This is a genomic window from Pseudomonas sp. GV047 (assembly GCF_003058245.1).
Classification (GTDB): Bacteria; Pseudomonadota; Gammaproteobacteria; order Pseudomonadales; family Pseudomonadaceae; genus Aquipseudomonas; species Aquipseudomonas marginalis.
This window is the reverse complement of the sequence record NZ_QCWA01000027.1, coordinates 1-11169: the sequence shown is the minus strand read 5'-3', so window position 1 is coordinate 11169 and position 11169 is coordinate 1. Positions and strand designations below refer to the sequence as shown.

Annotated in this window: 12 protein-coding genes; all 12 read right to left on the bottom strand. The window is 56.7% G+C overall.

Features of this window, described 5'->3' with window-relative positions:
• On the bottom strand, nt 1–1652 hold a 1652-nt coding region (locus C8K58_RS31970; protein WP_108574920.1), incomplete at its 3' end, for a DNA topoisomerase III.
• 224 nt (nt 1653–1876) lie between these two features.
• Nucleotides 1877–2347: a single-stranded DNA-binding protein gene (locus C8K58_RS31965; RefSeq protein WP_108574919.1), complete on the bottom strand. Its 471-nt coding sequence runs from the start codon at nt 2345–2347 to the stop codon at nt 1877–1879.
• A complete protein-coding gene (locus tag C8K58_RS31960; protein WP_108574918.1) occupies nt 2344–2862 on the bottom strand; it encodes a DUF3158 family protein in 519 nt (172 codons plus the stop codon). Before C8K58_RS31960 ends, C8K58_RS31965 begins: the two co-directional genes overlap by 4 nt.
• On the bottom strand, nt 2859–3614 hold the full coding sequence (locus C8K58_RS31955; RefSeq protein WP_108574917.1) for a PFL_4669 family integrating conjugative element protein: 756 nt from the start codon (nt 3612–3614) through the stop codon (nt 2859–2861). The genes C8K58_RS31960 and C8K58_RS31955 overlap by 4 nt, the downstream gene beginning before the upstream one ends.
• Before the next feature lie 336 nt (nt 3615–3950).
• Entirely contained in the window at nt 3951–5141 is a 1191-nt protein-coding gene (locus C8K58_RS31945) for an STY4528 family pathogenicity island replication protein (RefSeq protein ID WP_108574915.1), read from the bottom strand.
• The gene (locus tag C8K58_RS31940; RefSeq protein ID WP_108574914.1) at nt 5138–5686 is read right to left on the bottom strand and encodes a DUF2857 domain-containing protein; all 549 of its coding nucleotides are present in this window, start codon (nt 5684–5686) and stop codon (nt 5138–5140) included. The genes C8K58_RS31945 and C8K58_RS31940 overlap by 4 nt, the downstream gene beginning before the upstream one ends.
• Nucleotides 5683–7269 (bottom strand): ParB family protein, encoded by a 1587-nt coding sequence (locus tag C8K58_RS31935; RefSeq protein WP_108574913.1) that lies wholly within the window; start codon nt 7267–7269, stop codon nt 5683–5685. The genes C8K58_RS31940 and C8K58_RS31935 overlap by 4 nt, the downstream gene beginning before the upstream one ends.
• Before the next feature lie 14 nt (nt 7270–7283).
• A complete protein-coding gene (locus C8K58_RS31930; RefSeq protein WP_031320302.1) occupies nt 7284–7493 on the bottom strand; it encodes a hypothetical protein in 210 nt (69 codons plus the stop codon).
• Between the two features lie 83 nt (nt 7494–7576).
• Nucleotides 7577–8419, bottom strand: coding sequence for a ParA family protein (locus C8K58_RS31925; RefSeq protein ID WP_108574912.1), 843 nt, complete (start codon nt 8417–8419; stop codon nt 7577–7579).
• Between the two features lie 4 nt (nt 8420–8423).
• Nucleotides 8424–8654, bottom strand: a complete 231-nt coding sequence (locus tag C8K58_RS31920) for an AlpA family transcriptional regulator (RefSeq protein ID WP_108574911.1) — start codon at nt 8652–8654, stop codon at nt 8424–8426.
• Nucleotides 8655–8769: 115 nt separating this feature from the next.
• The gene (locus C8K58_RS31915; protein WP_108574910.1) at nt 8770–9519 is read right to left on the bottom strand and encodes a hypothetical protein; all 750 of its coding nucleotides are present in this window, start codon (nt 9517–9519) and stop codon (nt 8770–8772) included.
• A 1116-nt stretch (nt 9520–10635) separates the two neighbouring features.
• Nucleotides 10636–11169, bottom strand: a 534-nt coding sequence (locus tag C8K58_RS31910) for a LysR substrate-binding domain-containing protein (RefSeq protein WP_256592566.1), incomplete at its 5' end; no start/stop codon positions are given.

The following is an 11169-nucleotide window of genomic DNA, read 5'->3' as shown; positions in this document are numbered from 1 at the left end:
GTATGGGCCGCTGCGGAGGCCATCAAGGCGCGTTTTTTCTTCAGCAAATAACCGCGATCAATCAACCCCTTGATGATACCGGCTCGCGTGGCTTCGGTGCCGATACCGGTGGTGTCCCGGAGCTTCTGTCTCAGGCGTGGGTCGTTGACCAGCTTAGCCACATTTTTCATCGCCTTGATCAGATCGCCCTCGGTGAGCGGTTTGGGAGCGGCAGTGCGCATGGACTTGAGTTCGCCGTTGTCCACTGCGCACTGAGTACCCTGTTGCAAGACGGGTAAGACTTGGGACTTGTGACTGGGCTCATCCTCCTCGGTGTTTTCGTAGAGCAAGCCTTTCCAGCCCTGGACCAGGATCTGTTTGCCAACAGTGGTCAATCGTTCTTCGCCACACTCCAGTTCTACCTGGGTTCGATCAAACTCATGATGCGGAAGAAATTGCGCGAGGTAGTGGCTACGGATCAGTTCGTAGACATTGCGCTCTTGTTCGGACATCCGCGCAAGGTTCGCCGGCTCGGTGGTGGGGATGATGCCGTGGTGGGCGGTGACCTTGGCATCGTTCCATGCCCGTGAGCGCAACGATCGATCGAGGCTTGCGAGTGCGGGCCGCAGTGTGGGATCCGTTTTGAGCAGAGCATCGAATACCGCGGGTACCTCGTCGAACATACTCTCTGGCAAATAGCGGCAATCGCTGCGCGGGTAGGTGGTGGCTTTGTGGGTTTCATACAGAACCTGGGCGATGTTCAGGACTTCCTGGACTCCGAGCCCCAACTTGCGCGAGCAGACTTCTTGCAGTGTGCTCAGGTCGAAGGGCAGGGGGGGCGGTTCGCGGGAATGCTCAGTCTGCAGCGAGAGTACTGTGGCGGTCTTACCGCTAGAGATCGCTTCGACCGCGTGACGGGCAAGCGTCTGATTCAGGCAACGACCGGCCTCATCTCGTCCTGAGCTCGGTGGTAACCACGATGCAATGAATTGTTGCCCCGTTGAGGACAGATGCACATCCACGTCCCAGTAGGGCACCGAGAGGAAGCCGGCAATCGCACGATCCCGATCGACCACCAAGCGCAAAGTAGGTGTCTGGACGCGTCCAACCGACAATACACCGCCATAGCCCGCTCTCCGACCAAGAAGGGTAAACAAACGACTGAGGTTCATGCCGATCAGCCAGTCGGCACGGCTGCGGGCGAGGGCTGAGTGATAGAGCTGGAAGGTCTCCTGACCAGACTTCAGCGAGGACAGTGCCTTGCGAATCGATGCCTCGTTGAGGGCGGACAACCAGAGGCGCTGAATGGGGCCTCGGTACTGGCAGAGCTCCAGTAACTCGCGGGCAATCATTTCACCTTCGCGGTCGGCGTCGGTCGCGATGACGACCGTGGCGGCTTCCTTGAGCAGGCGCTTGATGACTTTGAATTGTGCCGCGGTCTTGGGTTTGACCTCGACCCGCCACTGCTCAGGAATGATCGGTAGATGATCCAACGACCAATTCTTGTACTGAATGCCGTAGGCTTCAGGCGGAGCCGTCTCCAGTAGGTGGCCGATACACCAGGTGACGGTTGAGTCGGTGCCGATCAGGCAACCATCACCACGCCGAGTAGCTCCAATCACTTTGGCGATGTCCCGACCCTGGGAAGGTTTTTCGCAGAGGAAGAGGCGCATAGAACTGCTCCGGATTGAGTTCGGAGCAGCGTTGGTGAAAACAGCAGGGGAGAGATATGAGAAATCTGAATGACAGGTTCCTCATATTAGTCGGTGAGTGCAGCTTTGAATGGGCCGAGGCTGCTACCTTGTTGTAGCGTGGGCAACAGGATGAGTCTTCACGAACAGCGAGTAATCACTGGTCGGCAACTTCGCGCAAAGGCGCAATTTTTATACCTAAGCTATTAGGCCTTAGGTGGCGGCGCTTTGCGCTTGCTGGGCTTCGACACAGTTGAAATGGTTTGCTCGGTATTTTGCCCGACGTGTTTCGCGGCTGCTGACTGCTCACTGGATCGTTCCCGCATGATCACACTATGCACCCGGTGGGGCAGGACACCGACGCGACGGGCCTCGATCTTGAAGGTCACCCGCGCGTTATCTTCGCTGTCCTCCCACTCATCGCGCACGGTACGACCTTCGACCAGCACGCGCATGCCTTTCTGGTACAGCGTGCTCCAGTGTTCAGCCTCGCGGTGCCAGAGCTCAACCGGCGCCCAATAGCCACCTCGATCTTCATAGCTGCCCTCGCGTGGTACGGGGTTGTCGAAGTACACATTCAGCCGTAGCAAACGCCGTGGCTCGTCATTGCCTGATGGAAATTCTTGGAACGCTGGCGCACTGCCGATATTGCCTTCGCCGACGAAAAAAGTACTCATCGTGATACCTCCACTGCGGGTGTGAACTGGCGCAGTAACCGTTCGGCACTGGCCATTTTGATCGCACAGGTCGTGGCCTGGCGGTAGAGTGAATGCACCACGCTCATCTGCAGGTTCAGTGCAATGCGCTCGCATTCGAAACGGTGCAATCCCTCGCGTACGGCCTGAGGCAGGGCTTGGTTACGGACCTGGCGTTCCCAGACCGCTACGCCCATGCGGGCGAAGTCACGGGTGCGCCAACGCAAAAAGGTGCTGCCCGCGCTGGTGTTCTGCAGCACCAATCGAATATCCAGCAGTGAGTAAGGAGGCTGTCCGGCCTGCTGCACCACAGCCTCCATCAGGTGACATAACTGCGCCTCGATTTCCCTCGCCATCTGCGCCAGGTGCTCCAACTCCCCCTTACCCTTAAAAGGTTTTAAAAGGCCTTTTAGGGAGGCTGCGTGTTCGAGCTGTCGATAGGCATCCGGTGTCAACGCGTCGAAGGGCATTGGGTGAGCCGGAGTCATGGGATTCATGCTTCGTCCTCCGGCTCATCCACTGTCGCAGAGGGCCCTCCCGCGTCCTCTGCCAACGCGTCATCGTCATCCACTGACACAGCCCCACGACGAGTGATCGGAGGCGCGAACTGGGAGCGGCGATGACCCTCAAGGATGTCCATCGGGGGCAAACCCATCTTCTCGATGGCCGCAATGGCGCGGGCGTTGTTCGCCGCCATGTCATCGCGTGTGACGCCGGCATGCCGATAGCGCTGGGCCTGGCCGAATAGGCTGCGCAGCAGATGGGCGCCATCATCGATCCAGGCTTCCATGTCGACGCGGCCGATCAGGGCGGTGTGATGGGCCAATAGGGTACGACGCACCAGGGTGTCGTAGTCGGTCAGCAGGTAGACCGCCAGAAAACCCAGCTGGCTGCCGATGTACAACGGCAAGGTGACGGGGTGGATGTTGAGGTTGTCGCCCATGTCGATCTGTGTCGGCAGGTCCTGTCTGATCCGGTCCAGCTGTTGGGTCAGTTCCCGCATCCCAGCCTTGGCCTGCATCAGTTTTTCTTCGAGTTGCACGATGGCCCAATCGGCATAGGGATCGTCCTGGGCCGCGGTTTGTTTGATCAGGTTGGTGACACTGATGTAGCCGGCCATACCCATGATCGAGTGGACGCCTTCGCGTGCGGCCCGACCTTGCCAGATACGGGCGGCATGGTGGGTGTGCAGGGTCAGGGTGATGCTGCTGCGCAATGAACCCAGGTTGAGTTGGTAGTGATCGGCCACGGTGTTGTCCTCGCATAAGCTTGGACGAGAACGTTGCGACAGATGAGGGTCAAGGGCAGCCAAAAAGCTGAATGCGGTCTGTTCGGTTTGGTTTAGGAGGGTTAACTATGGAGACGTCAATGGGAGAAGATGTCCCGGCTTTTCCCGAAGAATTTCATAGTTTGGTCCGACGTGTTCGTAGAGTGGAACTCCATGGATTTGATGCCACTGGCATCAAATCCATGGACGTCTACGTTCATGGGAAGGATGCCCCTGCTTTTCCCTAAAAGTTTCATCGTTAGGTCCGATGTGTTCGTAGAATGGAACTCCATGGATTTGATGCCGCTGGCATCAAATCTACTGACGTCCACCGCGTTTGCCACGCAGTTGGCGTAGCTCATTCAGACACGCTTGGGCGAGGGCGGATGCGGGTTCGCCCTGTTTTCGAGACGGGCGTGACTGTGCTGTTGGTGGCGGATCTGCAGTGGGTGAGGGCTCTGTCTGGCCTGCCCAAGGACGAAAGTCGCCTTTCAGTGCGCGCTGGATCAGGCCCATCAGATACGCCGCTGGCTTGCGGATTCCACCGGCCGCACAGCGTGCCCCCGCTTCGTTGAGCACCGCCTGCCGATCCGCTGGTTTGAGCTTGTTCAGCGCCACGGCGACGGCCTGACGCTCGCTTGGGCGCAGGTGCAGCGCAGCGGGCCAGTGCGGGTTATCCACCGCTGGGGTCGCGCGCGGTACTGTACAAATACTTTCTTTTAATACAGTACAGGCGGCGTTCGAATTCCGAACGGTGCCGGAAACACTGACGTTCAGTCCCGGTTCGGAATCCGAACGAGGGCCTGCACGATTCCGAACGCGGTGATCACTACCCAGTTCGGAATCGTGTAAGGCGTCCTCGGGTGCGAGATCCAGTCCTTGCTGCATCCAGTGTTCGCCCCAGCAGTCGAGCCGCGTCGGTAATCGATCACGATCGATATTCGTGTCCTGGCGGACTTCCTCCACAACGTGCTGAGCGACAATACGCACCGCCTTGGTGGCATGACCGAGGGCATGTCCGACCAGCGCCAGGTAATCCTGATCCAGTTCCATGGCTTCGGCGGGGGTTAACGGCTCATCGTGCAGAACGTACAGAGAACCTTGAAGGCGCCCGCTGAGCTGATCGCGTCCCCGACTCACCAAGCTGAGCCAGCGTGTCAGCCTGAGCATCGTCAAGACGCGAGCGATGGTTTCACGGGAAGCTGATGCACCGTAGGGGACGCTCGACAGGTAAGGCTGCAAATCCTCATAGCGCGGCGTGACCATGCCCTGACCTTGCAGCATGAGTCGAAATACTTGCCAGGCATTCCGCTCCAACGGCGTCAGCCGATTATCCAACAGCAGGCGACGCGGCACGACTTCGTGTGATTGGCCACTGAACAGAAAGCCCGCCTGTAGAGCCAGGTTAGAGGGTGGTTCAGTGGTCGGGCGTGCGGGCCAGCGTTCACTCAGCTGCTGGGTGCATTGCTGCAGGACACGCTGCCAGCGACTGGAAGGGGCAGTGTTCATGTCCCGTTGCTGTACTGGTCAATCTGCTGCCAAACGATGGTCAAGCTGATCTGTTGTTCTTCGGCCAGCATCATCATGGCGTCGAGCTGATCCTCGGTACCGTCCTTAGCGCGTAGCTGGCACCAACGCTGCCAGAGCGCGTGTTCCTGGGCTTCGCTCAAATTTTGTGGACGGCCTTTACGGGTTTCTATCTTGAGCAGACGTCGACGTAGGGCGGTTTCCGAATGGGCCAAGCCGAAGCACTGATACATGATGGTGCTGCTGGCGCCCAGCTTGAGCGCTCGGTTGATCAAGCGCTCGTTCTGCTCGTCGCGCTCGGCTTGTTCGATCAATCGATGCAGCACCGGCGAGTCGATCTTGACCTCTACCCAGGGTACGGTGGCATGGGCCAGGCGTGACAGGGTGGTGGGCGGTAAGGATTGTAACAAGTAGATGTCGTCCTCACCCAGTCCGAGTGCCTTGCACCGCTGCAGGTTTCCCTGGCGCAACTCGTGCAGCACCTGGGTCAGCATGGCCTGGTTGAGCACATTGAAGGACAGGTTCATGGCAGCTCCTTCGGTGAGTCGTCTTCAGGAGTAAGCGTTAAGTCGATGAGGCGACGGGCCAGGCGGATCAGGCGATACAGTTTGATTAATAGACCGTCGGGCAGTCGCTCCAGTCCCACGTCCACGGCGGGACGATTTGTGAGCGGGAGTTGATAGATCCCCAGCAACAATTGGCCGAACAGCGCTGACGGCAGTTGCTTACGATCTTCCCAGTTGACTTCGTCTTGAGCGCGCAGCAGGGCCAGGAGCAGTAGGTGAACGCCGGCCGCGCGAGGCGTGGCAAGATCAACCCGTTCGATGTCTAGAGCGAAGCCCAAGCCAAGCTGCTGATCGATGATGCTCTCGGGATGTCCGGCATAGGCCGCCATTTCCCGCGCCAGTCCGGCGATGGCTGAACGCAGGTGTTCAGGGCTGTCCAGTGTGGGGGCGATGGTCCAGATGTCTTCGATCGCGCAGGCCTCTACTGTCGGTACTGCTTCGATTGAAATCTCGCGATCGATCTGTTCACGAATCTGTTGAACGCGTGATGGAGGACTGACCGCTGATACGACCTTCGTTCCAGGCGGTGTAAGCAATTCCTCTCGCGTTGGTTCGGTCTGGGGTCTGGCATCCGTTGATTTGGAATGGGGCTCGGAGGAGGGAGCTCCTGCCGCGGCGACATCAACGCCCGGCAGATGGGTGTTCTCTGAGGGTGTGGTCACGACGATGCCCGGCGTTGAGATGACTCGCTGGGTATCGCTCAGCTCCAGGGCCAACATGCGGTAGGACTGTCCGAGTAAACGGCTCATGCGCTCGAGTAGTTCATCTTGGAGCCGCTCAAGATCGAAGGACTCGGGGTCGGCATCGAAGTAGCCCAGGGTCTCTAGCCAAAACTCGGCGAATACGAGGGGCGCGGTTGGATAGCGGTTCCAGGTTCGTTCAGCCTGGCTCCGTAGACCGATCAGGCGCTCTACTTGAGGTTTGCCCAAACCGGCATACAGGGTTTGTGGAATGGCGGGCAATAAGTATTCGAGGGTGTCCAGCATCCGGCTGATGTGCGACTGCGAAATTGGATAGCCTCCAGCGGCAAGACGTCGAACGAGCTCACGTTGTGAGAGCACAGCTCCCTCTGCTTCGAGCATGGTTTTAAGTTTGGCTACCGCCAGAGCCCGTTCGATGAAAGTGAGTTGGCCGTGCAGATCGCTTTCGGCCAGATGGCCGAGTAGGGCGGTGATTTCATTGCTCCAAGGTCGGAACAGGCAATGAATGCGAAAGAAGCGCTCGTCGCGGGTTTCCTGCCACAGCTCGCCGAGAATTGCCAAGCGTGTATTACCGCCGTTGCGGATGATGAAATAGGTTTCGCCCGGGCGGCGGGTAATCGGTGGCGGTTGATCCAGTCCGCGCTCACGGATCGACGCCTTGATGTCGTCGTACAGCGGATTACGGATGAAGCGCGGGTTGTGTTCGTAGGGCCGCAACTGCTCCAGCGTGACCAGCATGGGCGTGTCGATGAGTGGATCGGACAGCCGCTCCAGCTCCGGGCCCCGAGGGAAGTGGTCCTGGTGCAGCTTGTCGGTGATCTGCTCCTGACTGAGCTTCTTCATCTGAACAACCTCAGTTAACGCCGGTTGCGCAAATGGTCACCGACCTCGAACTTGACGATCTCGGCAGTGCCCGAACCTTCGAAATGTCGGGAGAGTTCTGCGAGGAACCAGCCCATGGCCGAGCGCCCACCCTGCAGGCGAAAGACCACGGTGCAGTACTCCTCACAAGGTGGGTGGTGTGGTTGAGTGGACGGTGGAACGATGATGGGAAGTTGATCCAACATCAGAAAACTCCTAGCCAAACGGTTGGCCTCAAGATCGATCAAACACAATGACGGGGTGAGAAGTGCCAGTTGGGTGATTTGTCTCATTGAACCTCCGCGCATCGGCTTACCGAAGAGATCGCTTTGTGCCATTCCGGAAACAGTTCAATGGCCAGCGCTTGCATGGTTTCCAGCACTGATGGCGAGCGCCGTTCGCGTGACCGGCACGTCTCGATTCGGTGGACCGGTAGGCCAAGGGTGGCGGCATTGAGGTACGCCACTCGGTCTGGAACTACGGTGTCTAGAACCGAGATGTTGTTTGCCCCAGCGAAGGTCTCGCGCAGGCCACGGATGATCATCCGTGTGTCCACTCGAATAGAATTCACCTGGTTCAGTAGCAGTCGTAAGGGGGGAGGTGGAATGCCCAGGTGGCGGAAAGGTTCGAGTTCGCTGAGGAGCTTCAAGGTGCCGCGCTGCAGTTCGCGGGCAGCGAGCATTTCCGGGGTGATGGGAGAGAGGGCGAGGTCGGAGGCCAGGATGGCCATCTCCAGCAGCACGCTACGCGCACCTTGGGTGTCGATCAAAAGCACGTCATAGTAGGGGCGGAAGTTGTCGAGCAGATTGCGCAGCCGTAATCGCCCGTCAGGAGCGTGCAGCAGCAAGGTACTCAGCCGGCCTTGATCGTCGTTGGAGAGGATCAGATCAAGCCCTGCAATCACTGTCCTGGAAATAATCTGCGCAGGCATAGCTAGGTTGAGTGTGATGAACTCGTACGCACCTGCATCAGCCTTCTGGCTCAAGGCGTAATAGCTGGAGAGGGTGGGTTGGCTATCCAGGTCCAGCAGCAGGACGCGCAGGCCCGCATCTGCGAGAAGGCCGCCGAGGTTGGCGGTCACCGTGGTCTTGCCCACGCCACCTTTAGTGGAAACCACCGATACAACACGCATGACATCAGGCCTGCTGGCCTAAGCGCTCAGCGACCCACTGCTCAATTTCCAGCGAGTCCCAACCGACCGCACGCAGACCGATGCGTTTGGCTTGAGGGAATTTACCTTCTTTCATCAGGTTGTAGATGTGCGCGCGTTTGAAGCCAGTTTTTCGCTCCACCTCGTCACGTCGCATGATGTGGCGTTCTACTTGCAGTTGAGGTGCTTCGACGATGGGGGTGGATTGACTGGACATGCTGGTCACTCCTGGCGCCGATTGGCGCGTGGTGGGAAGTGACCTGAATGGAATAGCAGAAATCGGGGAGAGTCATTGCACTGCAATCGTTGGGATTGCAGTGCAATGCTTCGGTCTATTTGCGTTTTTTGAGGCTGCGATTGGCCGCGGCGAACTTTTCATCCAGCGTTCGTTTGCTGAGGCCGGGCACATCTTGATGGCGTGCGATTACGGCATCGACGATGGCTGCTTGATTCTTGAATACGGAGAGGGGCTTTCCAGCGGGCGAATGGTCCAGCAGGAGGTTCACTAAGGCGCCGATGATGTTCTGGTAAGTGATTTCGCTACGCTCGCTGAGTTGTCCATGTGCTTTGACCATCACTTTGAGGTCATCCCGTTCAAGCCCGATAGCCCGAAGATCTTCCAGAATATCTTGGAGATGACGCTGTTGCGTATCCAGCTCTCGCAAGAGGGTATCCCTATCCGCTTGTAGCGCAAGGAAGGTTCCCAGTCTGACATTCTCATGGGCGTCTCTACCTGATTTAAACAGAAAGCTAGGCTTCTGATCGGGATAATAAACCTGCATCCAGTGGCGCAAATCAGAGTGGCGGATTGTCAATTGGGGGGGCTCCACGTAACTCCCTCTGGGAACCGAAATACCGAGACAGCCGTAAGTCAGTTCTCCGTTACGTACTGCGTCGTAGATTTTTTCGATAGCTGCGTGCAAGCAGGGCCATTGCGGAAATAGGGAGGCAAGCTCCTCGGGACGAGACCATGTTGCTTGGACTATCTGTGCTTCGTAACGGATGAGATTGCACCAACGCAATGCTGCGTCGATTGGGCGGTAGAAGGTTTTGGAATGCGGATTAAAAGTATAAATGGACATAATAGCGATGGACCTCCATTCCTATTGGATAGGCCTCTCGCCGAATACCTGTATACCAACCTAACTGATGGCAGTGGCTGTTTACTCGGGTTTTTAGCTTGGCGAGGTCATTCCATTTACCTATTGCTCGATGTTGTTTCCATATGTGTTTGCTCAAGAGCCTTTTTTTTGGGTTGAGAATGGACTCTTGTAGCCTGTATTGGTTTATCAATTCAGATGCCGGCGATCTGAATGTTTTAGGTGAAGCAATATAGACCATTTTTGCAGACAGCTGATTTTTGGTTAGGTTCAGGGAGTAAGCCTATTTCCTATTTTTGTCGGTGATGTGTTAGTTGGTTTTCAACTAGGCTAGTCATACCATTTTCCTATTGCTTGATGTTGTTGTGATATGTCTATTGTTCAATGGCCTATCCGGTTGAGTGGAAGGAAAGCTCTGATAATCTTTATCGGGTTGTCAGCTGAGGCGCCAAAACATGGTTTGAAAATTAGGTGCAGCCAAGTACACTATTTTCTCGCAGATACTTGGACGCTTGATTTGAAACAAGTAGTAGGGTCCATTGCCGATGTGTATAGGTGGCTTGTTCACTGGTCGATACCTGCCCACGCTCGCTCGTTGGTCCTAGTATCAGTTCCCATGGCTAGATGTCGCCTGCGGGCCAGTACGAACATGTCGGTGTAGTACGGGCGCTAAACGCGGGAAAACCGGGCATCGGTTGCGCAAGAACTGAGGTGGGCTAACCCCACGGTGGCGCCCAAGCAAGAGCAGCGCAATTCCCGCGACGGCTGTATCTGAGTTTGGCCGGATTGGCCGATAGCTCGCTCACCGTGGATACACTGTCGTTGGTCAGCGAGACCGTCTCTGATACGTTGCGTGTCCACCTTTGTTGAGGAGCATCGAGAAGAGTTAGTGAGTAACACAGTCAGGGGCAGCGTGAGGCAGCATGCTGCAGTCCACTTTCAGTGGCAAGGCGATATGCAGGACAACGAAGTCTCGACTCCTGTGGAGAGCGAGACTTTGTGCTCTCTCTGGTGTGGGGGGGGCAACGAGTATGACTTTGAATGCGCACACGGCCACGTGATCGACCAATTGCGCCATTCTGGGTATCAGAGGTGGCGCTAGCCTCGGACAATAAGATTCGCAGGCACCATCTTTCGTATCTCTCGCCGGGCATGGTCAATGAACGGCTTGAGGATGAGTGTGGATGAGTTGCGTTGCGATATGACGATAGAAAAGTCGTCTATGATTGCGGGCTCAAAAGGGATGAACTTGAGCATATTTCCCGTATAGGCACTCGCCGTCAAAGGATCAATAATGGAAACTCCCAAGCCCGCCTCAGCCAGCTTGAGGATTGCTGAAGAAACCTGAGTTTCAGCGCTCATACGTCTGTTGATGCCATGCATAAGTGAATCGATTTTCTTGCGCGACTCCATCAATGGCATGTAAGAAATAAAACTTTCACCTTCAAAATCCTCTGGATGCAAAACTTCCCGACTCGCTAAGCGATGATTTACCGGTACGACTCCGGCCATCTTGGCAGATACCAAAATCTCGCTATTGCCGTAGCGAGTCGTTTGCATAGAAAACATCGCAAATCCTAAGTCGCACCGGTCGCGCTGAACCATATCTAGAACAGTTGCCGAGCTGTGCAT

Excerpts from the sequence above, each read along its gene's own strand:
- C8K58_RS31915 (WP_108574910.1), bottom strand. The coding sequence starts at position 9,519 with ATGTCCATTTATACTTTTAATCCGCATTCCAAAACCTTCTACCGCCCA.
- C8K58_RS31940 (WP_108574914.1), bottom strand. The coding sequence starts at position 5,686 with ATGAACCTGTCCTTCAATGTGCTCAACCAGGCCATGCTGACCCAGGTG.
- C8K58_RS31920 (WP_108574911.1), bottom strand. The coding sequence starts at position 8,654 with ATGTCCAGTCAATCCACCCCCATCGTCGAAGCACCTCAACTGCAAGTA.
- C8K58_RS31925 (WP_108574912.1), bottom strand. The coding sequence starts at position 8,419 with ATGCGTGTTGTATCGGTGGTTTCCACTAAAGGTGGCGTGGGCAAGACC.
- C8K58_RS31965 (WP_108574919.1), bottom strand. The coding sequence starts at position 2,347 with ATGAGTACTTTTTTCGTCGGCGAAGGCAATATCGGCAGTGCGCCAGCG.
- C8K58_RS31945 (WP_108574915.1), bottom strand. The coding sequence starts at position 5,141 with ATGAACACTGCCCCTTCCAGTCGCTGGCAGCGTGTCCTGCAGCAATGC.
- C8K58_RS31960 (WP_108574918.1), bottom strand. The coding sequence starts at position 2,862 with ATGAATCCCATGACTCCGGCTCACCCAATGCCCTTCGACGCGTTGACA.
- C8K58_RS31935 (WP_108574913.1), bottom strand. The coding sequence starts at position 7,269 with ATGAAGAAGCTCAGTCAGGAGCAGATCACCGACAAGCTGCACCAGGAC.
- C8K58_RS31930 (WP_031320302.1), bottom strand. The coding sequence starts at position 7,493 with ATGTTGGATCAACTTCCCATCATCGTTCCACCGTCCACTCAACCACAC.